This is a genomic window from Benzoatithermus flavus, assembly GCF_037908215.1.
GTDB classification, from domain to species: domain Bacteria; phylum Pseudomonadota; class Alphaproteobacteria; order Geminicoccales; family Geminicoccaceae; genus Benzoatithermus; species Benzoatithermus flavus.
Map to the genome: position 1 here is coordinate 57,947 of NZ_JBBLZC010000015.1, position 23,560 is coordinate 81,506.

The following is a 23,560-nucleotide window of genomic DNA, read 5'->3' on the forward strand; positions in this document are numbered from 1 at the left end:
GCCGCTTCCGCCATGGGATCCGTGGCGGCCCGCCGCCGGTTATCCGATCCCGTCGAGAGTCCGAGGAGATGCCGAGATGAGCTCAGCCTCTGCCCGCCCGGCCGAGCCGGAGACCCACCGCTTCGCGGACGACGGCCGGATTCCGAACAGCCGCCTCCCGGTCCTCGTCTACCGCCGGGCGCTGGAGCCGCGGCAGCGCGATCTCGCGGGCGCGTTCGAGCGCCTGTTCGACGGCCACGGCTGGCGCGGCGCCTGGCGCAACGGGATCTATCCGTTCCACCATTTCCACAGCACGACGCACGAGGTGCTGGGCTGCTCGCGCGGCCGCGCCCGGGTGCGGCTCGGCGGCGAGGGCGGGGCGACGGTCACGATCGAGGCCGGCGACGTCGTGGTCATTCCGGCCGGCGTCGGGCACAAGCACGAGGCGTCCACGCCCGACTTCCAGGTGGTCGGCGCCTACCCGGACGGGCGCGACTGGGACATCTGCCGCGGCGAGCCGGGCGAGCGGGAAAAGGCGCTCGCCAATCTCGCCTGCGTACCGCTGCCGACGGCCGACCCGGTCCACGGACCCGACGGGCCGCTGCTGGCCCATTGGGGCGGGTTGGAGCCGAAGCGGCGCTGACCGGAGCACGGGGTCGCTCGCGCGAGACGGCAGGGCTCCGCGCGCGAGGCGACGGCCCCGAAGCGGCGTTTCGTCGGATCGGGGGCGAGGGCCGCCCTCACGCGGCCGGGCGCAGGTCTTCCTTCAGGCTGCCGGCGGCGAGCCGCGCACGGATGCGCTTGATCCGCATGAAGCGCGGGCCCTCGAACGGATCCGTGCCGTAATAGCCGGAACGGAACGCCTCGTAGTGCTCCCTGGCACCCAGCCGTGTCGTCCAGGCCGGCCTGAAATCGGGCAGTGCGCGCGCGAGCTTGTCGCAGCTCACGCGGTACGAGCGCCTGTCGGGCGAGGCGCCCTCGGCGAACACCACCTCGGAGCCCGGCACCGCCTCGGCGACGTGCTCGGCGAGGTCGCGGATGCGCAGGTTCTCGGCCGTGCTGCCGACGTTGAAGGCCTGATCTTGGATCAGGGACGCCGGGGCCTGCAGCATCAGGAGGTAGGCCAGGGTGATGTCGCGGATGTGGACCTGCGGCCGCCAGGCCGTGCCGTCGCTCTTCAGGACCACCTTACCCGTCGTCACCGCGTGGCCGACGAGGTTCGGCACCACCACGTCGAAGCGCTGCATCGGCGAGACACCGTAGGCCGTGGCGCAGCGCAGATATGCCGGGCAGAAATTCCTGTCGGCCAGGCGCTTCAGGTCGCGCTCGACCATCACCTTGCTCTCGGCGTAAGGGGTGAGCGGCGAGAGCGGGCTCTCCTCGTCGGCCATGGCGTTGCCCTCGACCCCGTAGACGCTGCAGCTCGACGCGAACAGGAAGCGCCGCACGCCCGCCGCCTTCGCGGCTTCCGCGAGCCGGACCGAGGCCTCGTGGTTGATGGCGTAGGTCAGGCGCGGATCGAGGTCGCCCAAGGGATCGTTCGAAAGCGCGGCGAGATGGATGACGGCGTCGATGCCGGCAAGATCCTTCGCCTCGACGTCGCGCAGATCCTTTTCGATCTCCGGCACCACGGCCAGCGGCCGCAGCTCGGTCCCGGCGTAAAGGCCGCTGTCGAGCCCGACCACCTCGTGCCCGGCCTCCTGCACGAGCGGCACCAGCACCGCTCCGATATAACCTTTATGGCCCGTCACCAGCACCCGCATGCCATCGCTCCTCGCAGCATCACGCCCGCTGCGGCGAGCCGTAGCGGGCGTGGCCTCAGCTACACCATCCGTGGCGTCGCAGGCCAGTGTCGCAGGAGCCGGCGCACGCGAGGATCGCACACCGCGCGGAAAAGCCGCCTTCGCGACGCTTCGGCGCTTGCCGGAAGCCGGCCGGTCGGGCTAGCGGCACGGATCATCGATGGCCGTTCGGATACCTCCTCGCGGCGGCAGCGCTGCCACGAGACGAATGTTCTGGCGCGATTTGACGACAACTGCCGCGGCGGCTAACGTCCCGTCCGGCCTGCCTGTGGGGACTCCTTGATGGGCACGCATGCCCCGAATTGCCGTTTCTGCGGGACGAAGCTCGTTCACGAGGTGGTCGATCTCGGCATGTCGCCGCCTTGCGAGAGCTTCCTGCCCGCCGAGGCGCTCGACCAGGCCGAGGCTTTTCATCCCCTGCGCGTCCTCGTCTGTCACGAATGCTGGCTCGTCCAGCTTCGCGAGTACGTGAGCGCCGAGGAGATCTTCGGCCGCGAGTACGCCTACTTCTCCTCCTACTCGACGAGCTGGGTCGAGCACGCGCGCCGCTACTGCGTCGCCATGCAGGAGCGCCTGGGGCTCGGCGGGGACAGCCTCGTGGTCGAGCTCGCGAGCAACGACGGCTATCTTTTGCAGCATTTCCTGCCGATGGGGGTGCCGGTGCTCGGGATCGAGCCCGCCCCCAACGTCGCCGCGAAGGCGGTGGAGAAGGGCATTCCCACGCTGGTCGAGTTCTTCGGCCGCGAGCTCGCCGAGCGGCTCGTCGCCGAGGGGCGTGCGGCCGATCTCGTCGTCGGCAACAACGTCCTGGCCCAGGTGCCCGACGTCAACGACTTCGTGGCCGGCATCGCCCGGCTCCTGAAGCCGCAGGGTGTGGCCACGCTCGAGTTCCCGCACCTCGTGGCCACGCTCGAGGGGAACCAGTTCGACCAGTTCTACCACGAGCACTATTCCTACTTCTCGCTCATCAGCGTCGAGAAGATCGGAGCGGCCCACGGGCTCCTCCTGTTCGACGTCGAAGAGCTCGAGACCCACGGCGGCAGTTTACGCGTCTTCTTCCGCCGCGCCGATCAGGCCGGACCGGAGGTCAGCCCGCGCGTGCGGATGCTGCGCGCCCGCGAGCTCGAGGCGGGCTATGCCGACCTCGCCGTCTATCGTGCGTTCGGGGAGAAGGTGGCCCGGACCAAGCGCCGGCTCCTGAGCTTTCTCATCGACGCCAAGGAGGCGGGAAAGAAGATTGCGGGCTACGGCGCTCCCGGCAAAGGCAACACGCTTCTGAACTATTGCGGCATCCGTACCGATTTCCTCGACTTCCTCGTCGACCGCAACCCCTATAAGCACGGCCGCTTCACGCCCGGCACCCACATCCCGATCTTCGGGATCGAGAAGATCGACGAGGCGAAGCCCGATTATCTCGTCATCATGCCCTGGAATCTCACCCGCGAGATCGTGCAGCAGATGCGGCACGTGAGCCGGTGGGGCTGCCGCTTCGTCGTGGCCATTCCCGAGGTCCGGGTGATCGAGCCCCTGGAGTTTCCGGCATGAAGGTGGTCCTGTTCTGCGGCGGCCTGGGTACGCGCATCCGCGACTATTCCGAGAACGTGCCGAAGCCCATGGTGCCGGTCGGGCACCATCCGATCCTGTGGCACGTGATGCAGTTCTACCATCACTACGGCCACAGCGACTTCGTCCTGTGCCTCGGCTACAAGGCCAACGTCATCAAGCAGTGGTTCCTCGACTACCGGCCGGCGATCCACAGCGACTTCACCATCTCCGAGCACGGCACCCGCGTCGAGATCCTGGGCGAGGCGCAGGCCGACTGGCGCGCCACGCTGGTCGACACCGGTATCTGGCGCAACATCGGCCAGCGGCTGATGGCGGTGCGGCGGCACGTCGAGAACGAGGAGATGTTCCTCGCCAACTACAGCGACGGGCTCTGCGACGTCGACCTGCCGGCGATGATCGATTTCTTCGCGGCGAGCGGCAAGACCGCGTGCTTTCTCGCCGTCCAGCCCAACTTCAGCTACCACCTCGTCGATTTCGGCGAGAACGGTCAGGTCCGCGCCTTCAAGACCAGCCACGACAGCGAGACCTGGATCAACGGTGGCTATTTCATCTTCCGGCCCAGGATCTTCGACTACATGCGCCCCGGCGAGGAGCTCGTGGTCGAGCCGTTCCAGCGTCTGATCGACGACGGCGAGCTCGTCGCCTACCGCCACCGGGGCTTCTGGGCGTCGATGGACACGCTGAAGGACAAGCAGCTCCTGGAGGACATGCTCGAGAAGGGCAAGACCCCCTGGCTGCCCTGGACCAAGGAGCGGAACCGAGCATGAGGGCGCTCACCCTCGCCGGCAGCGGCGGGCGCCTGCGCATCCTGTGCCTGGGCGCGCACGCCGACGACATCGAGATCGGCTGCGGTGCGACGATCCTCGACCTGATCGCGCGCGGCGTGCGGCTCGAGGTGGACTGGTGCGTGCTCTCGGCTACCCCGGTCCGGGCAGAGGAGGCGAGAGCGAGTGCCATGGCCTTCCTCGAAGGTGCCGTCGAGGCGCGCATCGAAGTGCAGGGCTTTCGGGACGGGCACTTCCCCTGGCAGGGCTCGGCCATCAAGGAGTGGTTCGAGATCCTGAAGGCGCGCCCGAGGCCCGACCTCGTCCTGACCCACACCCGCGACGACCGGCACCAGGACCACCGCGAGGTCTGCAATCTCACCTGGAACACGTTCCGGGATCATCTGATCCTGGAGTACGAGATCCCGAAGTGGGACGGCGATCTGGGCCGGCCCGGCCTCTACGTGCCGGTGAGCGAGGAAGCGGTCGAGCGTAAGGTGGAGCTGCTGCACCGCCATTTCCCGACCCAGGCGACCAAGCCCTGGTTCGACCGCGACACGTTCCGCGGCCTCGCCCGGCTGCGCGGGCTGGAATGCGCGAGTCCGACGCGCTTCGCCGAGGCGTTCTTCGCGCCCAAGCTCGCCCTCGATCTCGCCGCTCGCTGAAGACGCCGCCATGACCGCCACCGCCTGCACCGCCTGCGGCGGGACGAGGCTCCTCCCCTTCTACCGGGTGGAGGCGATCCCGGTGCACAGTTGCCTGCTTGTCGACACGCGCGAGGCGGCGCTGGCTTTCCCCAAGCGCGACCTCGAACTCGCCTTCTGCGAGGACTGCGGCTTCATCTTCAACCGGCTGTTCGATCCCACCGTGCTCGACTACTCGCCGGACTACGAGGAGACGCAAGGCTTCTCGCCGCGCTTTCGCCGCTTCCTCGAGACTTTGTGCGACGAGCTGGCCGAGCGGCACGATCTTCGCGGCAAGACCGTGCTCGAGATCGGCTGCGGCAAGGGCGAGTTCCTCGTCGCTCTGTGCGAGCGTGCCGGCTGCCGCGGCATCGGCATCGATCCCGCCTACCGCCCGGAGCGCACGGCGAGCCCGGCCATGGACCGGCTCACCTTCATCCGGGACCTCTACGGGACCGATTATCTCCACCTCGCGGCCGATGCCGATCACGTCTGCTGCCGGCACACGCTCGAGCACATCCCGGATGTCTCAGGTTTCCTCGGCCTCGTCCGGCGCGGCATCGGCGAGCGGCGGGGCGTTTCCCTGTTCTTCGAGCTGCCCGACATGGAGCGCATCCTGGTCGAGCAGGCGTTCTGGGACATCTACTACGAGCACTGCAACTACTTCACCGCGGGCTCGCTCGCGAGCGCCTTTCGCCGGGCGGGCTTCAGGGTCACCCGCCAGTGGAAGGCCTATGACGGCCAGTACCTGATGCTCGAGGCCGAGCCGGCCGCGGCGAGCTTCGGATCTTCCGGCGACGTCGCCCGCACGCGCGAGCAGGTGGCGCGCTTCACGGCCGGGATCGCGGCCCGGCTGGCGCAGCTACGCGGCGAGGCCGAAGCCTGGCGGCGGGCGGGGAAGACGGTGGCGCTCTGGGGCTCGGGCTCGAAGGCCGTGGGCTATCTCACCACGCTCGGCCTCGAGGACGAGGTCGCGGCCGTGGTCGACATCAACCCCTTCAAGCGCGGCAAGCATCTCGCCGGCACGGGGCACGCGATCGTGGGCCCCGATGACCTTTCGGGCCTGCGGCCGGACGTGGTCGTCGTGATGAACCCGATCTATGTCGAGGAGATCGCAGCCGAGCTGCGCCGGCGCGGGCTCGCCCCGGAGGTTACCGCACTGACGTGAGCGGCGCCCGCTCGACGGCCTGCGATGCGCCGGCATTGGCGAGCGGCAGGGGCAGAAGCGAGGACGGCTCCGCCGGTCGGCTCTCGACCGGTCGCCCGATCCCGAGGAGACCGGCATAGACCCGCTCGCAGCGCTCGGCCGCCTTCTCCCAGGTGGAGGTCTCGACCACGAACCGGTGCGCGTTCCGCCCCAGCCGCGCGGCCAGCGCCGGATCGTCCGCGAGCCGCACGATGGCCTGCGCGAACGCATCGGTATCGTGGTTCGGCACGACGAGACCGTTGACCTCGTGCTCGACCAGCTTGGCGGAGCCCGCGAAAGCCACGATCGCGCGCCCCGACGCCATGTAGTTCAGGAGCTTCTGCGGCAGGCCCGGACAATCCACCCGCGGCAGGAGGGCGATGCCGGCCTCGGCCATGAGAGCCGGCACGGTCTCGAAGTTCTCGCGGATCACCTCGAGCGCATGGGCGATGCCGAGGCGCTGGGCCATCGGCATGAACGGATCGAAGCTCGAACTCACCAGGAGCCGCAGGCGGAGCCGCGGGCGCTGGGCCAGCGCCTGGGCGAACGCCTGCAGCAGGAGATCGATGCCCTGATAGGGAGCCAGCGTGCCGGTATAAACCAGAAGCTCGGGCCGGGCGGCCGCCGGCGGCTTGCCGCCGGGCGCGAAGCTCGCGACCTCGACACCGTTGCGGACGACGGTGATCCGGCGCGGGTCGAAGCCGTGCCGGTCGGCGAGCTGCTGTGCTATGTCGTCCGTGACCACGATCATGTGATCGGCGAGCCGCGGGATCCAGCCGTCGAGGCAACGGCCAAGGCTCACGGCGGCGCGGCGCAGCCACGACTGGCCATAGGCCGGCAGCTCGCCCGCCAGCATGGTGTGCGCGTCGTAGACCAGCGGCACGCTGTGGCCGCGGCGTCCCCAGGCAGCGGCGAGCAGGCCCTCGAAGTGATGCGCATGGATGACGTCGAAGCCACGCTCGTCGAGCCGACGCGCGCACAGGCGGGCGAGAGTCGGATCCCACAAGGCCAGCTTCGCCAGGGTCGGCCCCGGCGGCAGGCTGCCGATCTCCAACCGGCCGTAGATCCGGTGCACGGGGAAATCGAACTGGCCGCGCTCCTCGGCCAGATGATAGGTGACGAGCTCGACATCGTGCCCGCGGGCGGAGAGTGCTTGCGCCAGGCGCTCGATCCGCAACGGCGTGCCTCGCCGGGCCGGCAGAGGACAGGCTGCCACCATGGCGATCCGCAGTGGCCGTTCGATAGGAATCACCCTCAGAACTCCGCCCGGAAGGATCGGTTGGATAGGACCATACTATATTCAAGCTCCATTGAATCCAACCCTCAACCTTCGCGAAAGACATCCATTCATGAATAATCCATCAAAAGTAGAAATCTATCAACCAAAAGCTTCTCGAAAGCCGCCAGCTATGCCCCAATCCGCTAGTTGGCGAAATGGCCGGGGGCGGCACCGAACAGCCGTGCCTTGAGCCGTTCGGCCCGGCCGACCACGCCGGGTGCCAGGAGAGCGATCGCATCCGTGCCGACCCGCACGAGGTTCCAGTTCACCCACCACCACTGCGCCAGCACCCTATAGCATCGGCGCCGCTGACTGGGAGTAAGGGACTCCGCGCGCACCAGACGCATGTACTCGTGATAGAGATTAAGCGTCGGCAACGCCACCGGCTTCCTGCCGCTGCTGTCGTGCCACAAGGCACGCGCCCGCGCGTCCGCCTGCTGCCGCGTGTAGCGCTGCCGATGTTCGCGCATCTGGACCAGATGCTCGGGAAGCTGCAGCAGGCGGCCGCGCAGCGCCATCTGGGCGAGGAACGCACGGTCGGCGCCGTGAAAGCTCGCGTGCAGGAGCGAGCCTTCCATGGCACGGCGCCGGGTCATCCCGAAGAAATCGACGCAAGAATGCGAGCGCAGCACCATGGCCGCGAAGCGCGCCGCCGGATCGGGACCGCTCGCCGCCCCGAGATCGCTGTCGTAGGTCGCGAACACGATCCCGTGCTCGTCGATGTAGTCGACGACGCTGTTGCACAAGACCGCGTCGGGCGCTGCGTCGAGGGCCGTTACCGTGGCCTCGACGTAGGTCGGCGTCAGCCGGTCGTCGTGCGAGAGCCACTTGAAATACTCGCCGCGGCTCTCGTGCCAGGTCCGGTTGTAGTTGGGGGCGGCACCCAGGTTCCGCTCGTTGCGGAAATAGCGCACCCGCGGGTCCGAGGCCGCGAGGTCGCGCGCGATCTCGCCCGTGCGGTCGGTCGACGCATTGTCGCAGATGACGAGCTCGAGGTCGTCGAAGGTCTGCGCAAGGACGGAGCGCGCCGCATCCTCGAGAAAATTCTCGCCGTTGAAGACCGGCAAACCGATGCTCACGCGCGGCAAGATTCCATCTCCTCCGGCAGGCCGGATCCACACTCCGGCGCGCCGCTATCACGCGCCCCGTCCCGCCGCTAGGCGGCCGCCGCAACATTCCGGGAAATAACGACAGGCCGTTGCTGCGGGTTTCGCCCCGCCAACGCTCGGGTTGAGCGCGAGCCGGATGATTTGTCTTAGCCGACAGATCGGTCGATCACCAGCCGGCACATCGCCGCTGCGTCCTGGCGTATGATTCAGGCGTATCCAGCTGTGCGTGCAGCCGCGCAGCATCAGCCCGGACGGCCTTCAGCCCTTCGGCCACGGCGTTGCCGATGGCGGCATCGATGGTCCCGAGCTCGCTCTCGCGCACCCAGCGGCCGCGCCAAGGCTCGACGGCGCTCTCGAGCCGCGCGCGCAGGCTCTTCCGGCCGCGCTGTAGGGCCTCGCGATTGATCCGCACGTGCGCGAGCTCGTGATCGAGGATCGCAGCGCGCTCGCAGCTCCCTTCCGCGTAGCGCCGGTCGACATAGACGACGACCTCGCTATTGGCGATCCGGGCCTCGATCGATCGCAGGGCGAGGCAGATCTGCCGGCCCGGCAGCGCCGCCCGGGCGAGCCGGTAGCCGGCCTGGCCTTCCACCTGCGTCGCGGTGAGGCCGGTCGTCCGCCGGTCGGGGCGGTCGTCGTGGAGTCCGGCGCCGAAGGCACGCCGCCGGATCTCGGTCTCGGATGCGGCCACGATCCGGGGTGCTTCTGGTGTTTCGGCCCTCACCTGGATCTCCAGGGCAACCGGCTCCAGGCTTCCGCACGTCTCCGCCCTTGCCGCATGGCCGGTGCCGTGCAGGCCCAAGGCCAAGCCGACGCCGAGCACGGCAAGGTGAAGCAGGAGGTGGTTCGGCATGAAGCCTCGCGCTGGCGCCTACCGGCCGAGGATAGCACGTCCTGCCAACGGCCGGGCAATCGGCAGCGCTGCTCAGCTCTGCTCCGTTCCCCGGCTGGTGGAGTCCTTCAGAAACCCGATCGGACCATCGGCGATCATCCGTCGGATGATCTCGGCACCCTCCTCGTAGCTGCGCGCCCGCTGCTCGAACTCGCACACCTGCTGGAGCTTGCCCCGCGCCTGCGCATCGCCCGCCATTCGGCGCACGAGCACGAGCTGCTCCTCTTGCGCCCTCAGCGCATCGTAAAGAGCCTGCTCCCACGCCTCGAGCTGCGCCTCGCGCAGGCTCTCGGCCGTGAAGCTGTGGCCGGTATGGCAGCGAAAGCGTAAGAATCCGTCGTCGCGGATCTCGTACATCGAGCCGTGGCATTCCGGGCAGGTCAGCGGCGCCAGCGTGCCGAGCCGGTTCTGGTCCGGGTCCATGTGGAGCTCCTGGGCGGCGATCAAGGCCTCGATCCGCAGCCGCTCCGGCACCTCGACCGGCGGGGCGCAAGGCTGGCGGGCAAGCTCTGCGAGGAGAGGCGGGATCGTGCACAGCGGCCGTACGTGGTCGGCGGCGGCATGGGCGATGGCACTGCGCGGCATGGCGGCGTACGCGGCCGTGCTCGGATCCTGCACCACGGTGACCCCGCCGCAACGTCGGATCGCGAGGCATCCCGCCGTACCGTCGTCGAGCATGCCCGTCAGCAGGATGCCGATCACCCGGACCGAGCAGTTGACGGCGGCCGAGCGGAACAGCGGATCGATCGCCGGGCGCACGCGGTTCTCCCGTGGGCCGCGCCGGACATGAATGTGGTTTCGGCCGACCAGAAGATGCCGATCGGGTGGCGCCACGTAGATCCGGCCGCGCACGAACCGGGCTCCCTCCTCGGCCGGCTCGACGTCGAGCGGTCCCGCCGCGTCCAGGATGTCGGGCAGATAGCTCGACGGTCCATTACCGCGATGGATCGTGACGAACATCGCTGCCGGCAGATCGGCGGGCAGGCTCGCCGCCAGCTCCCTCAGCGCTTCCACGCCCCCGGCGGAAGCGCCGACGACGATCACGTCCCGCGTGCAGGGTTGATTATCGGAGCCCGTCACGTTCTCTCGCCGGCATGGTATCATCGAAGAGATGGAGACAACGCGCCGGACGGGGGCCATGCTCCGCGAGGACCGCTCCGATCGGCCATCTGCGGTCATTTGCCGCAGAGGACGGCCACCTCGGGACGTTGCGTGCGCTCGTGATGGCCGTTTCCACACGGCCCGCTCGGCAAAGCATGCGGCTCGGGCTCGATCAAGGGAGTGACCGCCTCGATGAAGGCGCAGGAAAACCTCTTCGTCGTCGGCATCGGGGCCTCGGCCGGCGGCATCGAGGCTCTGGAAGGTCTGTTCCGGCACATGCCGGCCGATACGGGAATGGCGTTCATCGTCATCCTGCACCTGGCGCCGGACAAGGCGAGCCACGCCGACGAGGTCCTGCAGCACTTCACCAGCATGCCGGTGGAACGGATCGTCGACGGCATGGGGGTCGCCGCCGATCACGTCTACGTCGTCTCCCCGAAGAGCCGCATCACGCTCGAGCGGGGCCGGCTCAGGGTGCATCCCGACGAGGAGCACGGGCGGCGGGCCCGCAACCCGATCGATCTGTTCTTCGCGAGCCTGGCGGAAGATCAGGGCGAGCACGCGATCGCCATCGTCCTCTCGGGCGGGGGCAGCGACGGCACGCTCGGCATCAAGGCCATCAAGGAGAATGGCGGACTGGCTCTGGCGCAGGGACGGGACCACAGCAGCCCGCGTCACGAGAGCATGCCGCAGAGCGCCATCGCCACGGGTCTCGTCGACCTCGTGGTGCCGGTCGAGGACATGGCAGAGAAGCTCCTGGCCTATGTCCAAAGCTACGGCCCAACCGCGCGGATCGTGAGCCGGCGGGGCGAGGTGACGCGGGAGGAGGATACCAGGAACATCAAGCGGCAGATCTGCGCCGTCCTGCGCGACCAAGTCGGCCACGACTTCAGCCGCTACAAGGAGAAGACCTTCCTGCGTCGCGTCCAGCGTCGCATGCAGGTCGTGCAGCTCACCGATGTCCGGGAATACGTCAAGCGGCTGCGACAGGATCCGGAGGAGGTGACGTTCCTCTTCCGCGATCTCCTGATCGGCGTCACCAGCTTCTTCCGCGATCACGAGGCGTTCGAGGCGCTGGCCACCCTGGCGATGCCCAAGCTGTTCGAAGGCAAAGGTGCGGGCGGCACGATCCGCGTCTGGGTTCCGGGCTGTGCCACGGGCGAGGAGGTCTATTCCATTGCCATTCTCCTATACGAGCACATGGACAGGCTGTCCGCGCCGTTCAAGGTTCAGATCTTCGGTACCGACATCGACGAGTCGGCCCTGGCCGTGGCCCGCGCCGGCCGGTACCTCGCGAGCTCGGTCGAGGACGTCTCGCCGGAGCGGCTGCAGCGCTTCTTCACTGAGGAGGCCAGAACCTACACGGTGTCGAAGGAGCTGCGCGACATGTGCATCTTCTCGGCCCACAGCGTGGTGCGCGATCCGCCCTTCTCGCGGATCGACCTGATCTCCTGCCGCAATCTTCTGATCTACTTCGACGCCGAGCTGCAGAGGCAGGTGATCCCGGTGTTCCACTACGCGCTGCGCCCCGGCGGCATCCTGTTCCTGGGCATTTCCGAGAACGTCAGCCAGCATCCCGACCTGTTCACCCCGCTCGACAAGAAGAGCCGCATCTTTCAGCGACGCGACCATGTCGGCTCGCAGGTGCAGTTTCCGCTCCTCCTGCCGGGCCCCCGCCTGCTCGCCAATTCCACAGCGGCCCGAGGCAATCAGGCCGTGCCCGGCGTCTCGCTGCGCCGGCTGGTCGAGACCAGGGTGCTGGAGCAGTTCGCGCCGGCGCACGTCATCGTCAACCGCGACGGCAACATCGTCTACTACTCGCCGAGGACAGGCAAATATCTGGAGCAGGCCCCCGGCCCGCCGGGTCATCAGCTCCTCGCCATGGCACGCAAAGGCCTCAGGCTTGAGCTTCGCAGCGCGCTGCAGAAAGCCATCGAGACCCGCCGCACCGTGATGCGCGAGAACATCGCTATCGAGGTCGAGGACCGCATCCAGCTCGTCAATCTCGCGATCGAGCCCCTGGCCGACTCGGATGCCGATCCTCTGTTCCTCGTGCTGTTCACCGACCTCGGCTCCCCCATGACCCAGGAGGCGCTGGCGGCACGGCGTGGTGCTGCCGGCGATGGCGACCCGAACCCGGCCCAGCTCGAGGTCGAGCTGCGCGACACGCGCGAGCGGCTGCAGTCCACCATCGAGGAGTACGAGACGGCACTGGAGGAGCTCAAGGCGGCCAATGAGGAGCTGGTCTCGATGAACGAGGAGCTCCAATCGGCCAACGAGGAGCTCGAGACCAGCAAGGAGGAGATCCAGTCGATCAACGAGGAGCTGCAGACCGTCAACCAGGAGCTCGGCACCAAGGTCGACCTGCTCAACCAGACCAATGCCGATCTCCGGAACCTGTTCGAGAGCACCCAGATCGCGGTCATCTTCCTCGATCGCGATCTCGTGATCCGGAGCTTCACCCCCGCCACCACCGGGCTCTTCAGCCTGATCCCGAGCGACCGGGGACGGCCGCTCACCGACATCACCTCCCATCTCGACTATGGCAGCCTCGCCGAGGATGTGAGGAGCGTCATCCAGAGCGGCCAGCCGGTCGAGCGCCGGGTCGCAGCCCGTGGCGGGTCCCTGCACTATCTCATGCGGATCCTCCCCTACCGGAGCATGGATGCCACGATTGAGGGCGCTCTCGTCACCTTCGTCGACGTCACCGTGACGATTCAGGCCGAGCAGCAGCAGCGCATGCTGGTCCAGGAGCTCAATCATCGTGTGCGCAACATGCTGGCCGTGGTCGGCTCCATCGCCAGACAGACCATGATCCGAGCCGCCTCGCCAGAAGCGTTCCTGGAGAGCTTCCTCGGCCGGCTCGACGCGCTCGGCCGCTCGCACGGCCTGCTCTCGCGCGAGCGGTGGGGCGAGGTGGGCCTGCGCGAGATCCTGCTCGCGGAACTCACGCCTCAGGCTGGCACCGAGCGCGTCGAGCTCGAAGGGCCGACCATTCTTCTCAAGCCCAAGATGGCGCTCGCGTTCGGCCTGATCGCCCACGAGCTCACCACCAACGCGCTGAAGCACGGCGCTCTGTCCGTGCCCGAAGGCCGCGTGCGGCTCACCTGGTCGCTCGAGCAGCAGGACGGCAAGCCCAGTGCCCTCGTGCTGCGCTGGCGCGAGACGGGCGGGCCGCCCATCTCGGCTCCGGAGAACACCGGCTTCGGCTCCGAGCTGATCGACCGCGAGGTGCGCTTCGACCTCGGCGGCACGGTCAAGACCGAGTTCCAAGAGGGCGGATTGTGCGTTACCATTAAGGTTCTGGCCGATTCCATGCTGTTCGCGGAGCCGGCGCATGGCCAGCAAGCCTGAGGAGCCCGAGAGCCCGGCACGGCGCCGGGTCCTGATCGTCGAGGACGAAGCGCTGATCGCGCTCGACATGGAGGCCACCTTGCGCCAGCAGGGCTACGAGATCGTGGGTCTGGCCACCTCGGTGCGCGAGGCCATCCGCCTCCTCGACGAGATGCGGCCCGATGCGGCCGTGCTCGACATCAATCTCGGTCAGGAGAAGGTGTTCGTGCTCGCGGACGCGCTCGCCGAGCGCGACGTGCCCTTCGTGTTCGTCACCGGCTACGAGCCCGAGATCCTGCCACCGCGGCACCGTCATCGGCCGACCGCCGTGAAGCCGTGCCGCGGTCGGCTGCTCGTCGAGCTCCTGACACGGGCGGCGATCCTCCCGCGCTGAGCGACCATGCCGGCAGCGCGCTTCTCTTCGGGGAACCGCCCTCCCCCCGAGCCATTTCTGAGCGCAGGAGGCATGATGACGCATCCGCAACAGGATATCGTCGCTCTGCTCCCCGAGATGCGTGGCTTCGCGCGCAGCTTGGTGGGCGGCGATGCCCATCTGGCCGATGATCTCGTGCAGGATGCGGTCCTGCTTGCGCTGCGCTCCTGGGATAGCTTTCAGCCCGGCACCAATCTCAAGTCCTGGCTGCTCAAGATCGTGCACAACCGCTTCCACAGCCTGAAGCGGCGCAGCTACGTCAAGGCCGAGGTCGCGTCCGACAATCTCGAGAGCCTGTCCTGGATCCGGCCAAGCCAGGAGCAGAGCATCGAGATCGACGCGTTCAAGCGGGCCTTCGGTGCGCTCAAGTCGGAGCACCGCACGGCGCTGGTACTGGTCGGCGTGCACGGCCTGCCCTACGAAGAGGTCGCGAAGGTCTGCGGCTGCGAGATCGGCACGGTGAAGAGCCGCGTCAATCGGGCACGCACCCTGCTGAAGCAGATGCTCCTCGGCGAGGAGCCGTCTCGGGCGATCACGGTCCGCCCGGCGAAGCGGCGCAGCAAGGTCGAGATCACCGCCCTGCCCTCGATCGAAAGCCTGCCGCCTGCCGTGACCGCCGTTCCGGTGATGCCACCTGCACCGGTTCTCGATGCTCTCGCCGAGACCGACCGGCTCATCGTCCGGGCCGAGCTCCAGCTCACCTGCTACCAGAAGATCGTCGATTGCCTCGGCCGCGCCCGGGTCAACCTCGATGCCGGATATGCCATGCTGCGCCGGGCCGAAGAGCATCTCGTGATGCTCAACGCCTACCGCGACCGGCTCCTGCTCGGCTGCGGCATCGGCCCCGCCTCCGCCGTCATCGGGGCCACTGCCTAGCGCCGGTCGGTCCGGATCAGCTCTCTGCGGCGGTGTAGGGCTGCTCCAGCACCCAGACGTCGCGCTTCAGCTTCTCCACGCCTGCCCGCTTCGGGTGATCGAGGACGTGGAGCGTGTAGATGTGGTTGTGCCACATCGCGTTCTTGAAGATCCGCTTGTCGCGCAGGCAGTTGAACGGATGGACCTGCCGGAAGCGGTGCAGCTCGTTGAACTCGCGCACGGCGAGAAGCTCGCCCACGGCGGGGTTGGCGTTGTCGATCAGCACGGCACCCAGATAGACCAGCGTCATCGGCAGGTACTTCTCGGCCGGACCCAGAAGCGCCTGCATGGCGTCGACCGTGCTGGAGTAATAGGCGAGATCCAGCGAGACGAAGCCCACGGGGGCATCGAGGCTCTCGACGAAGCCGCGCGCCGTCTCGCCGACGGGGCCGTAGATCACGCGCACGCCGGGCGGCAGGTTGCGCTGCAGCGCCTCCCTGTCGGGCAGCGGGAAGTCGCCTTCGATGAACTCCTCGGGATAGTCGCGGTAGTCCACCGGCCGCGGCATGCCGGTACCGGTGTCGAAGCCGACGATGCCGATCTCGACGCCGGTATCCTTGGTGACGTGCCTGGCGAGCCAGGCGAGGTTGACGAGCCCGGCCCCGGCGGCGACGCCGAACTCGAGGGCGTAGATCTTCCCGATCCCTTGCGCCTTGGCGTAGTCGGCGGCCTTGAGGAGTGCAAAGGCATAGCGGCGGCGCTCGACGAGGTCGAAGGCGACCTTGGCGCGAAAGCTGCCGAAGAAATAGACGAAGAGGCTGATGAGGTTGAGGTGGATCGGCTCGGCCAGCCGCTCGCGGAGCTGGCGCTCCCAGAAATCCACGTCCTTCAGCTTGCTCAAAAGGAACATCATGTCCCTCCGCAGTTCTCGGCGGTAGTCAACACAATCGTTCCGGGCACACAAGGCGGAGATCGTCGCGGGCGGATGCTGGTGCGGCGGCAGGTGGGGGGCTTAATATCGAAGGAGGATTGCCGACGAGGTCGCCCATGACCGGGCCTGCCGAGAAGCGGATGACCGTCGACGAGTTCCTGCGCTGGGACGACGGCACCGACACCCGCTACGAGCTGGTCGACGGCGTCATCCGTGCGATGGCGCCGCCCGGTGGCGCGCACGGGACCGTCGCCGCGAACGCTACCGCGCTGATTCATGCGGCGCTTCGGAGCCGCCGGCCTTGCCGCCCCCAGGCCGAAGCCGGCGTGCGGATCAACGATCAGACCTGGTGGCAGGCCGACATCGCCGTCACCTGCAAGCCGCCAGCACCCGAGATCGTCGAGCCTCTGCTCGTGATCGAGGTGCTCTCGCCTCATACCCGGGCGCATGATCTCGGCCGCAAGCTCGACGACTACAAGACGCTGCCGTCGGTCCAGGAGATCTGGATGATCGACAGCGAGAAGCGCTGGGCACAGGTCTGGCGGCGGGGTGACGAGGGCCGGCTCGGGCAGGACCTCGTCGGCAGCGCCGTCTTCGAGAGCGGCGTGCTGCAGGCCTTCGTGCCGCTCGACGAGCTCTACGCCGACAGCGGGCTCCGAGCCTCATTCCGCGGTTGACCACGGCCCGCCGCGCTCCGAGGATGAGGCCGGGCGCAAGAACCGACAACGAAGCCGCGCCCGCCTGAACCGGAGAGTTTGGGATGACGAGCAGGGTTGAGGCTAGAACGACGGGAGCCGGCGGGCTGTCGCGCCGCCATCTCCTGCAGGTGACGGGCACTGGCGCCGCGGCGCTGGCCGTGGCCGGGCGCGCGGGCTTCGCGCAAGAGGCGGGGCCACCGCTCAAGATCGGCTCGCAGGGGCCGTTCACGGGCCCGGCCAGCCGCACGGGTGCCGAGATCAGGAACGGCGTCACGCTGGCGATCGAGGATGCCCGGGCCGCGGGCGAGATCCCGGTCACGATCGACGGCAGGAAGCGCGACGTCGAGATCGTCTGGGTCGACGGCCAGTCCTCGCCCGAGACGGCGGTGAAGGCCTATACCGACGCGATCACCCGCGAGAAGGTCAACTTCTTCATCAGCGGCTGGCACTCCTCGGTGGCGATGGCGCTGAGCGAGCTGAACTCGACCTACCGGATCGTGCATCTCGGCGATCTCGGCGAGACCCAGTTCCTCTCCGAGAAGATCAGAAAGGATCCCGAGAAATACAAGGGCTGGTTCAAGGGCTGGCCGGCGCCGCCGGTCCTGGCCGGGCTCTACGGGCCGCCGCTCAAGCACTTCATCGAGACCAAGGCGTGGCAGCCCGTCAACATGAAGGCGGCCGTCCTGGTCGAGGACACGGATTTCGGCCGCGGCTGGGGCGAGGCCGCGATGACGAGCCTCAAGGAGGCAGGCTTCGAGGTCGAGCCCTACGACGTGACCGCGCTCGACGAGTCCGAGTTCGGTCCGCTGCTCCTCAAGTACAAGGCGAAGAAGGTCTCGCTCGTCGGCATGACCTCGACCGGCAGCACGGCCGTGGCGAACTTCGTCAAGCAGTTCCGCCAGCAGAACGTCAAGGCGCTGCTGATCGCGCACGGGCTCACCTGGTTCAACGAGTGGCCGCAGCTCACGGGCGACGCTTCGGACTATGCGGTGGCGATCGACAGCCCTTATGCGATCTCGCCCGAGCAGAAGGCCTGGCTCGCGCATTACAAGGAGCGCTTCGACGCCGAGCCCAGCATCGCCGCGGGCGGCATCAGCTACGATTACGCCCGCATGGCGATCAAGGCGCTGAACACGGCCGGCACGCTCGACTTCGACACGCTGGTGAAGACGATCCGGAGCATGTCCTACAAGGGTGTCTGGAACCTGTACCGGTTCGCGAGCGAGGCCGGGCCCAACGCCATGGCGCCCAACGAGGTGATGACCGGGCCGTTCATGCAGGGCTTCTTCTTCCCCATGGCCCAGTTCATGGGCGGCAAGGCTGCCGTGGTCTACCCGACCGAGTTCGCGGAAAAACCGTTCCAGGCGCCGCCCTGGCTCTGAGGCGGACGATCCGGGGAGGTCTCCGGCCTCCCCGCTCCTCTTCCCGGCCCGAGCAACGAAAGGCCATGGCACGACATGGCGCAGCCCATTCTCGTCGTCGAGCAATTGCGCAAGAACTTCGGCGGGGTCGTCGTCCTCGACGGCGTGTCGCTCGCCGTGGAGCGCGGCCGGATCCACGGCGTCATCGGCCCCAACGGAGCCGGCAAGACCACGCTCTTCAACATCATCAACGGAGTCTATACCGCGACCAGCGGCAGCATCACGTTCAAAGGCGAGGCGATCACGGGCCGCCGCGTCACCGACATCGCGCGGCGCGGGCTCGGGCGGACCTTCCAGGTGGCGCGCGTCTTCAACGAGCTGACCCTGCTCGAGAACATGCTGGTACCCACCGTGCCGCAGCGCATGGCGCATCGAGCGGCGGTCGAGAAGGCGCGTCATCTGCTCTCGCTCGCCGGCCTGTCGCGACTCGAGCACAGCCCGGCGGCCGAGATCTCGGGCGGACAGAAGAAGCTGCTCGAGTTCATGCGGACGCTCATGGCCGAGCCCGAGCTCATCCTGCTCGACGAACCCTTCGGCGGCGTCAACCCGGCGCTGGTCGACCGGCTGACCGAGCTCGTGCTCGAGACCAACGCCAAGGACGGCCGCACCTTTCTCCTCATCAGCCACGAGATGCCCTCGGTGATGCGGCTCTGCGGCGACGTCACCGTGCTCGCGGCGGGCAGGACCATCGCTCGCGGCACACCCGCGCAAGTTCGCGAGGACCCGGCGGTGATCGAAGCCTATCTCGGCCATTGAGGGGAATGCCGCCATGAGCCTCCGTGTCGAGGGCGTCACTGCAGGCTACAGCCGCGAGGCGCCGATCCTCAAAGGCGTCACGCTCGAGGCCAGGACCGGCCTCGTCACCGTGATCATCGGCCCGAACGGGGCCGGCAAGTCGACGCTCCTGCGCACCATCTACGGCTATCTCCGGCCGAGTGCCGGCACGATCACGCACGACGGCACACCGCTCACAGGATTGGCGCCGGCCCGGATGCTCGAGCACGGCATCGCCTACCTGCTGCAGGGACGGAGCACCTTTCCCGCCATGACGGTCGAGGAGAACCTGGAGCTGGGGGCCTGGACGATCCGTAAAGACAAGGCGCGCGTGCGCGAGGCCTTCGAGCGGATCTACGGCCGCTATCCCCAGCTCAAGGAGCGCCGGCGGCGGCCGGCGGGCGCGCTCTCGGGCGGCGAGCAGCGCCTTCTGGAGGTGGCGCGGCTCACCATGACGGGTCCCAGGACCCTGCTGCTCGACGAGCCCTCGGTCGGCCTCATGCCGAAGCTGGTCGACGAGGTCTATGCCGAGATCGCGCGCCTCAAGGAGGACCGCTACACCATCCTGATCGTGGACCAGAACGTGAAGCAGGCAATCGGCATCGCGGATTGGGTCTATGTCCTGAACCTCGGCGAGAACAGCCGTCAGGGGCCGGCGGAGCAGTTCCATGAAAGGCTCGATGCCATCGTGCGGGAGTGGCTCTGAGCCATGGACCTGAGCCTCCTCCTCGATCCCGCGATCCTCTCCGAACTCGTCTTCCAGGGCCTCGTCCGAGGTGCCATGTACGCGCTCATGGGCGTGGGCCTGGCGCTGATCTTCGGCATCCTCGGCATCGTCAACTTCGCGCAGGGCGAGCTCTTCATGCTCGGCACCTACGCGATGTTCTTCTGCGTGAGCGTGCTGGGCCTGCCCTTCGTCGTCGGCGTCGCCGCCGCCGCAGCGCTCCTCTTCCTCGTGGGTGCTCTGATCGAGCGCGGCCTGATCGAGCCTTTGCGCCGGCGCTCAGGGCGTAACTGGCTGATCGATTCCTTCGTGCTCACGATCGGCCTCATGGTGGTCCTGCAGAACCTGGCCCTTCTCGCCTTCGGCAGCACGCGCCGCGGGGTCGCGACGCTGCTGCCGGGCAGCTTCGACATCGGCCCGGTCACGATCACCTACGAGCGGCTGATGATCCTGCTGGTCGCGACCGCGCTGGTCCTGGCGCTCGGCGCCTTCGTGAAGTTCACCCCGCTCGGCAAGGCGATCCGCGCCACCGCCCAGCATCCAGAAGCCGCGCAGACACTCGGCATCGACACGCCCAGGATCTACACGATCTCGTTCGGCATCGGTGCAGCACTCGCGGGTGCGGCGGGAGCGCTTCTGATCTCGATCTTCCCGGCCTTCCCGACCGTGGGCTACCAGCCCTCGCTCAAGGCCTTCGCGGTCGTGATCCTGGGGGGCTTGGGCAACGTCGTGGGCGCGATCGCCGGCGGCATCCTGCTCGGGATCGTCGAGGCTTACGCCATCTTCTTCCTCTCCGCCGGCTGGCAGAACGTGCTCACCCCCATCGTCATCATCCTCGTCCTGATCCTGCGGCCGCAAGGGCTGTTCACGCGCCAGGGAGAACGGCCATGAGGACGGCCGTGGAGACGCCGGCGGCGGCATCCGGCTGGTGGCGCAGCCCGCCCGCCCGCTGGCTCAAGGTGGCGGTGCTGCTCCTGCTCCTCGTCCTGATCCCGCCCTGGTCCGGCAACCCCTACATCACGACCATCTTCATCTCGGCCGTGATGTTCGGGATTCTGGGTGCGATCTACGACCTGATGATCGGCTTCGCCGGCCTCACCAACTTCGGCTATGCTGGCTTCATCGCCGTCGGCGCCTACGCTTCGGCGCTCGCCACCTTCCATTACGACGTGAACCCGTGGCTGGGCCTTATTCTGGGCGGGCTCGCCGGGGCGCTCCTGGGCCTCTTCACCGGCGTCGTCACGCTGCGGCTGCGCGGGCTCTATCTCGGCCTCACCACCTGGTTCCTGGCCGAGGCCATCCGCCTGACGATCTCGAACGCCACCGACTACACGCGCGGCGTGATGGGCCTCAACGTCGTCCCGTTCCCCGACCTCTTCGGCGTCAGCTTCGCCCGCGGCCAGCTCCTTTCCTACTACTATCTTCTCCTGATCTTGGGGGCTGCGATCCTGATCGCGATGGCGCTTCTCTTACGCTCGCGTGTCGGTCTCGCCTTCAGGGCCATGCGCGAGGACGAGCTCGCGACACAGAGCCTCGGGCTCGACACGGTCCGGCTGAAGCTGCTCAACTTCACGCTGGCTTCCGCCTTCACCGGGGTCGTGGGCGCCTTCTACTGCCGCTATCTCGGCATTCTTACGCCCACACCGGAGGAGTTCGGCGTGCCGCGCACGGTCGAGATCCTGACCATCGCCTATGTCGGCGGGCGCGGCACGCTCTGGGGCTCACTGTTCGCGGCCTTCCTCCTGATCGGGCTGCAGGAATATTTCCGCTCGCTCGAGGCTTGGCGGCTCGTGATCTACGGAACGCTCCTGATCACCGTCATCCTGTTCCTGCCCAAGGGCCTCGCCGGCCTGCGGCGCTATCTCTGGTGAGACGACAGCGGCAGCTCGAACAGCCGGCCCCACCGCGGCAGCCGGTCGTCGATGCCGGCGAGCCGGAGGCTGTGCCAGGCCATGGCGTGGTTGCTCGAGGTCACGGGCTTACCCAAGGCAGCCTCGATCTCGCGCGCCACTTCCGCCACGCGGAGGCTCGTGCAGGAGACGAACACGGCATCGACGCGCGGATCGCGGCCGAGCTCGACCGCCGCATCCCGGATCGAGGCCACGTCGATCCGGGCCGCGCGTAAGTCGTCCTCCTCGTTGAACGAACCGAACACCGGCACGGCGAAGTCCCGCGCCTCGATGTAGCGCCGCACGGCCCGGTTGACGTCGTCGCGGTAGGGCGTGAGCACGGCGATGCGCTGCGCCCCGAACGCCCGGAACGCGGCGAACGCGGCCGTCACGGGCGTGGTCCCCTTGGCCTCGGGCCGGGCTTCGCGGATCTTCGCGAACACGCCCTCCTCGCCGATCACCATGGCGGCCGAGGTGCAGCCGAACGCCACGACCTGAAGCGGCAGGCCCGGCATGATGACGGCGGCACAGTCCGCGATCCGGGCCTCCATCGCCCGCAGAGTCTCGGGCGTGATTTTCGCGTCGTTCCAGATCCGGCTCTCGTAGAGTGCGACACCGTCGAGCCCGGTCATGATCAGGCGCCATTCGTGCTCGATCGTCTGGTCGGTCGCGAGCACGATGAGTCCCAGCCGCGCCCGCGCCGCGATACCCGCATCGAGCGTGTGCGGAAGATGGGTGCGGTTGACGAATTCTTCCTCGATGACGCCGCTGTCCATGCCTCGCCCTCCCCTTCAGTGCCGCAGCATCATGGTCGAGACGTCGTGCTCCGGCGTGCGGCCCGCGAGAAGATCCGCCGTGATCCGCGCCGAGCCGCAGGCCCAGGTCCAGCCCATGTGGCCGTGGCCCGTGTTGACCCATAAGTTGGCGAGCCGGCCGCGGCCGAAGATCGGCAGGTTGTCCGGCGTCATCGGCCGCAAGCCCGCCCAGTATTCGGGCTCGTCGTAGTTGCCGGCATCGGGAAACAGCTCCTTCGCCGCTTTCAGCATGGGCGCGAAGTCTTCCGGCCGGTAGGACCAGTCGTAGCCCGCGAACTCGGCGATGGCGGTCATCCGCACCCGATCACCATAGTTCGCGAACGCGAACAGGTTGTCCTCGTCCACACCCGAAAGCGTGGGCGGATTGTTGCGCCCCTCGATCGGCAGCGTCACGGAATAGCCCTTGATCGGGTAGACCGGGAGATCGAGCCCGATGGTCCGGCCCACGGGCGCGCTGTAGCAGCCGAGCGAGAGCACGTAGGCGTCGGCCTGGAGCTTCCCCTTGTCGGTGCGAACACCTGTGACCCGGTCGGCCTCGGTCTCGATGCCCCGGATCGTCTCGCCCATGCGGAACGCGACCCCGCGCTCGCCGAGCCAGGCCGCGAGCCTGCGCGTGAACAGGCGCGCATCGCCGCTCTCGTCGCCGGGGGCGTAGAGAGCGCCGGCGAACCGGTCGCGCACGGGCTCGTAGACGGGGTCGATCTCGGCCGCCTCGTCGGGGCTCACCATGCGCACCTCGACGCCCTCGTCGCGCAGAATCTGCGCCGTGGCCGCGGCCCGCTCGAGCCCCTCGCGCCGGCGGTAGAGATAGAGCGCTCCGCCCCGCCTGGCACCATAGGCGATGCCGGTGTCGGCCACGACCCCGTGCAGCCGCTGCTGGCTGTAGAGGCATAAAGCCACCTTGCGGCGCGTGTTGTAGGCCGCCCGCTCGCTCGTGCACTGGCGATAGAACTTCCAGCACCAGCGCCAGAACTGGGGATCGGCCTGGAAACGGAAGCGCAGCGCCAGATCGTCGCGCCACAGTGCCCGGAAGAGGGTCTTCACGGCCTTGGGCGACGACCAGGCATAGGCATGGCCCGGTGCGATCATGCCCGCATTGGCATAGGAGGTCTCGCTCGCCGGCTCCTCGCGCCGGTCCACGACCACGACCTCGTGCCCGTCGCACCAGAGCTCGTAGGCCGTCGCGACTCCGATGACACCTGCCCCCAGAACGGCGACCCGCATCTGCATCATCCTCGCCGCCATCCAGCGCTACGCGCGATGGTGCTGCCGACGCGCTCGTCCAGCCGATGATACCGGATCGCCATCTGCCCTCCCCGTTCTCGT

General features: G+C 68.1%; 22 protein-coding genes. 14 read left to right on the plus strand and 8 right to left on the minus strand.

The window, feature by feature from the left end:
- Positions 1 to 76: 76 nt before the first annotated feature.
- The gene (locus U1T56_RS15315; protein WP_418160358.1) at positions 77 to 622 is read left to right on the plus strand and encodes a cupin domain-containing protein; all 546 of its coding nucleotides are present in this window, start codon (positions 77 to 79) and stop codon (positions 620 to 622) included.
- Positions 623 to 719: 97 nt separating this feature from the next.
- On the opposite strand, the gene U1T56_RS15320 is transcribed toward U1T56_RS15315, so the two are convergent.
- Positions 720 to 1,742 carry an NAD-dependent epimerase/dehydratase family protein gene (locus tag U1T56_RS15320; protein WP_418160359.1) on the minus strand — a complete coding sequence of 341 codons (1,023 nt, stop codon included), beginning with the start codon at positions 1,740 to 1,742 and terminating at the stop codon, positions 720 to 722.
- A 321-nt stretch (positions 1,743 to 2,063) separates the two neighbouring features.
- Here U1T56_RS15320 and U1T56_RS15325 point away from each other — a divergent pair, with 321 nt between their 5' ends.
- From U1T56_RS15325 to U1T56_RS15340, 4 genes are read left to right on the plus strand one after another with little or no spacing between them, the layout of a single operon-like run.
- Positions 2,064 to 3,326, plus strand: coding sequence for a methyltransferase domain-containing protein (locus tag U1T56_RS15325; RefSeq protein ID WP_418160360.1), 1,263 nt, complete (start codon positions 2,064 to 2,066; stop codon positions 3,324 to 3,326).
- Positions 3,323 to 4,114 carry a glucose-1-phosphate cytidylyltransferase gene (locus tag U1T56_RS15330; RefSeq protein WP_418160361.1) on the plus strand — a complete coding sequence of 264 codons (792 nt, stop codon included), beginning with the start codon at positions 3,323 to 3,325 and terminating at the stop codon, positions 4,112 to 4,114. The genes U1T56_RS15325 and U1T56_RS15330 overlap by 4 nt, the downstream gene beginning before the upstream one ends.
- Positions 4,111 to 4,776, plus strand: a complete 666-nt coding sequence (locus U1T56_RS15335) for a PIG-L deacetylase family protein (protein ID WP_418160362.1) — start codon at positions 4,111 to 4,113, stop codon at positions 4,774 to 4,776. Before U1T56_RS15330 ends, U1T56_RS15335 begins: the two co-directional genes overlap by 4 nt.
- Positions 4,777 to 4,786: 10 nt before the next feature.
- A complete protein-coding gene (locus U1T56_RS15340; RefSeq protein WP_418160363.1) occupies positions 4,787 to 5,962 on the plus strand; it encodes a class I SAM-dependent methyltransferase in 1,176 nt (391 codons plus the stop codon).
- On the opposite strand, the gene U1T56_RS15345 is transcribed toward U1T56_RS15340, so the two are convergent.
- The 4 genes from U1T56_RS15345 to U1T56_RS15360 form a co-directional block, all read right to left on the minus strand.
- Complete coding sequence (locus U1T56_RS15345) at positions 5,946 to 7,157, minus strand: glycosyltransferase family 4 protein (RefSeq protein ID WP_418160364.1); 1,212 nt, start codon at positions 7,155 to 7,157, stop codon at positions 5,946 to 5,948. The genes U1T56_RS15340 and U1T56_RS15345 overlap by 17 nt on opposite strands.
- Before the next feature lie 245 nt (positions 7,158 to 7,402).
- The gene (locus U1T56_RS15350) at positions 7,403 to 8,338 is read right to left on the minus strand and encodes a glycosyltransferase family 2 protein (protein ID WP_418160407.1); all 936 of its coding nucleotides are present in this window, start codon (positions 8,336 to 8,338) and stop codon (positions 7,403 to 7,405) included.
- A 196-nt stretch (positions 8,339 to 8,534) separates the two neighbouring features.
- Positions 8,535 to 9,221, minus strand: a complete 687-nt coding sequence (locus U1T56_RS15355) for a hypothetical protein (protein ID WP_418160365.1) — start codon at positions 9,219 to 9,221, stop codon at positions 8,535 to 8,537.
- A gap of 72 nt (positions 9,222 to 9,293) precedes the next feature.
- Positions 9,294 to 10,340, minus strand: a complete 1,047-nt coding sequence (locus tag U1T56_RS15360; protein WP_418160366.1) for a chemotaxis protein CheB — start codon at positions 10,338 to 10,340, stop codon at positions 9,294 to 9,296.
- A 213-nt stretch (positions 10,341 to 10,553) separates the two neighbouring features.
- Between U1T56_RS15360 and U1T56_RS15365 the strand changes: the two genes are divergently transcribed.
- The 3 genes from U1T56_RS15365 (at position 10,554) to U1T56_RS15375 (ending at position 15,003) form a co-directional block, all read left to right on the plus strand.
- Entirely contained in the window at positions 10,554 to 13,715 is a 3,162-nt protein-coding gene (locus U1T56_RS15365; RefSeq protein ID WP_418160367.1) for a CheR family methyltransferase, read from the plus strand.
- A complete protein-coding gene (locus U1T56_RS15370; protein WP_418160368.1) occupies positions 13,699 to 14,088 on the plus strand; it encodes a response regulator in 390 nt (129 codons plus the stop codon). Before U1T56_RS15365 ends, U1T56_RS15370 begins: the two co-directional genes overlap by 17 nt.
- 72 nt (positions 14,089 to 14,160) lie before the next feature.
- On the plus strand, positions 14,161 to 15,003 hold the full coding sequence (locus U1T56_RS15375; RefSeq protein ID WP_418160369.1) for a sigma-70 family RNA polymerase sigma factor: 843 nt from the start codon (positions 14,161 to 14,163) through the stop codon (positions 15,001 to 15,003).
- Between the two features lie 16 nt (positions 15,004 to 15,019).
- On the opposite strand, the gene U1T56_RS15380 is transcribed toward U1T56_RS15375, so the two are convergent.
- Positions 15,020 to 15,895, minus strand: coding sequence for a hypothetical protein (locus tag U1T56_RS15380; RefSeq protein ID WP_418160370.1), 876 nt, complete (start codon positions 15,893 to 15,895; stop codon positions 15,020 to 15,022).
- A 134-nt stretch (positions 15,896 to 16,029) separates the two neighbouring features.
- Between U1T56_RS15380 and U1T56_RS15385 the strand changes: the two genes are divergently transcribed.
- The 6 genes from U1T56_RS15385 (at position 16,030) to U1T56_RS15410 (ending at position 21,401) form a co-directional block, all read left to right on the plus strand.
- Positions 16,030 to 16,590, plus strand: a complete 561-nt coding sequence (locus U1T56_RS15385; protein ID WP_418160371.1) for a Uma2 family endonuclease — start codon at positions 16,030 to 16,032, stop codon at positions 16,588 to 16,590.
- Between the two features lie 83 nt (positions 16,591 to 16,673).
- Positions 16,674 to 17,993: an ABC transporter substrate-binding protein gene (locus U1T56_RS15390; RefSeq protein WP_418160372.1), complete on the plus strand. Its 1,320-nt coding sequence runs from the start codon at positions 16,674 to 16,676 to the stop codon at positions 17,991 to 17,993.
- 75 nt (positions 17,994 to 18,068) lie between these two features.
- A complete protein-coding gene (locus U1T56_RS15395) occupies positions 18,069 to 18,788 on the plus strand; it encodes an ABC transporter ATP-binding protein (protein ID WP_418160373.1) in 720 nt (239 codons plus the stop codon).
- A gap of 13 nt (positions 18,789 to 18,801) precedes the next feature.
- Positions 18,802 to 19,512 carry an ABC transporter ATP-binding protein gene (locus U1T56_RS15400; protein ID WP_418160374.1) on the plus strand — a complete coding sequence of 237 codons (711 nt, stop codon included), beginning with the start codon at positions 18,802 to 18,804 and terminating at the stop codon, positions 19,510 to 19,512.
- 3 nt (positions 19,513 to 19,515) lie between these two features.
- Positions 19,516 to 20,421: a branched-chain amino acid ABC transporter permease gene (locus U1T56_RS15405; RefSeq protein ID WP_418160375.1), complete on the plus strand. Its 906-nt coding sequence runs from the start codon at positions 19,516 to 19,518 to the stop codon at positions 20,419 to 20,421.
- Entirely contained in the window at positions 20,418 to 21,401 is a 984-nt protein-coding gene (locus U1T56_RS15410) for a branched-chain amino acid ABC transporter permease (protein ID WP_418160376.1), read from the plus strand. The genes U1T56_RS15405 and U1T56_RS15410 overlap by 4 nt, the downstream gene beginning before the upstream one ends.
- Here U1T56_RS15410 and U1T56_RS15415 read toward each other — a convergent pair.
- Positions 21,389 to 22,195 (minus strand): maleate cis-trans isomerase family protein, encoded by an 807-nt coding sequence (locus tag U1T56_RS15415; protein ID WP_418160377.1) that lies wholly within the window; start codon positions 22,193 to 22,195, stop codon positions 21,389 to 21,391. The two genes, U1T56_RS15410 and U1T56_RS15415, sit on opposite strands and share 13 nt — an antisense overlap.
- Before the next feature lie 15 nt (positions 22,196 to 22,210).
- On the minus strand, positions 22,211 to 23,467 hold the full coding sequence (locus U1T56_RS15420; protein WP_418160378.1) for a D-amino acid dehydrogenase: 1,257 nt from the start codon (positions 23,465 to 23,467) through the stop codon (positions 22,211 to 22,213).
- Positions 23,468 to 23,560: the final 93 nt, after the last annotated feature.

What these genes read in the sequence shown, in the direction of transcription:
- U1T56_RS15355 (WP_418160365.1), bottom strand. Translation starts at nt 9,221, where the DNA reads ATGCCGAACCACCTCCTGCTTCACCTTGCCGTGCTCGGCGTCGGCTTG.
- U1T56_RS15320 (WP_418160359.1), bottom strand. Translation starts at nt 1,742, where the DNA reads ATGCGGGTGCTGGTGACGGGCCATAAAGGTTATATCGGAGCGGTGCTG.
- U1T56_RS15395 (WP_418160373.1), top strand. Translation starts at nt 18,069, where the DNA reads ATGGCGCAGCCCATTCTCGTCGTCGAGCAATTGCGCAAGAACTTCGGC.
- U1T56_RS15390 (WP_418160372.1), top strand. Translation starts at nt 16,674, where the DNA reads ATGACGAGCAGGGTTGAGGCTAGAACGACGGGAGCCGGCGGGCTGTCG.
- U1T56_RS15400 (WP_418160374.1), top strand. Translation starts at nt 18,802, where the DNA reads ATGAGCCTCCGTGTCGAGGGCGTCACTGCAGGCTACAGCCGCGAGGCG.
- U1T56_RS15315 (WP_418160358.1), top strand. Translation starts at nt 77, where the DNA reads ATGAGCTCAGCCTCTGCCCGCCCGGCCGAGCCGGAGACCCACCGCTTC.
- U1T56_RS15370 (WP_418160368.1), top strand. Translation starts at nt 13,699, where the DNA reads ATGGCCAGCAAGCCTGAGGAGCCCGAGAGCCCGGCACGGCGCCGGGTC.
- U1T56_RS15340 (WP_418160363.1), top strand. Translation starts at nt 4,787, where the DNA reads ATGACCGCCACCGCCTGCACCGCCTGCGGCGGGACGAGGCTCCTCCCC.
- U1T56_RS15375 (WP_418160369.1), top strand. Translation starts at nt 14,161, where the DNA reads ATGATGACGCATCCGCAACAGGATATCGTCGCTCTGCTCCCCGAGATG.
- U1T56_RS15385 (WP_418160371.1), top strand. Translation starts at nt 16,030, where the DNA reads ATGACCGGGCCTGCCGAGAAGCGGATGACCGTCGACGAGTTCCTGCGC.
- U1T56_RS15420 (WP_418160378.1), bottom strand. Translation starts at nt 23,467, where the DNA reads ATGATGCAGATGCGGGTCGCCGTTCTGGGGGCAGGTGTCATCGGAGTC.
- U1T56_RS15380 (WP_418160370.1), bottom strand. Translation starts at nt 15,895, where the DNA reads ATGATGTTCCTTTTGAGCAAGCTGAAGGACGTGGATTTCTGGGAGCGC.
- U1T56_RS15335 (WP_418160362.1), top strand. Translation starts at nt 4,111, where the DNA reads ATGAGGGCGCTCACCCTCGCCGGCAGCGGCGGGCGCCTGCGCATCCTG.
- U1T56_RS15410 (WP_418160376.1), top strand. Translation starts at nt 20,418, where the DNA reads ATGAGGACGGCCGTGGAGACGCCGGCGGCGGCATCCGGCTGGTGGCGC.
- U1T56_RS15405 (WP_418160375.1), top strand. Translation starts at nt 19,516, where the DNA reads ATGGACCTGAGCCTCCTCCTCGATCCCGCGATCCTCTCCGAACTCGTC.
- U1T56_RS15365 (WP_418160367.1), top strand. Translation starts at nt 10,554, where the DNA reads ATGAAGGCGCAGGAAAACCTCTTCGTCGTCGGCATCGGGGCCTCGGCC.
- U1T56_RS15415 (WP_418160377.1), bottom strand. Translation starts at nt 22,195, where the DNA reads ATGGACAGCGGCGTCATCGAGGAAGAATTCGTCAACCGCACCCATCTT.
- U1T56_RS15330 (WP_418160361.1), top strand. Translation starts at nt 3,323, where the DNA reads ATGAAGGTGGTCCTGTTCTGCGGCGGCCTGGGTACGCGCATCCGCGAC.
- U1T56_RS15325 (WP_418160360.1), top strand. Translation starts at nt 2,064, where the DNA reads ATGGGCACGCATGCCCCGAATTGCCGTTTCTGCGGGACGAAGCTCGTT.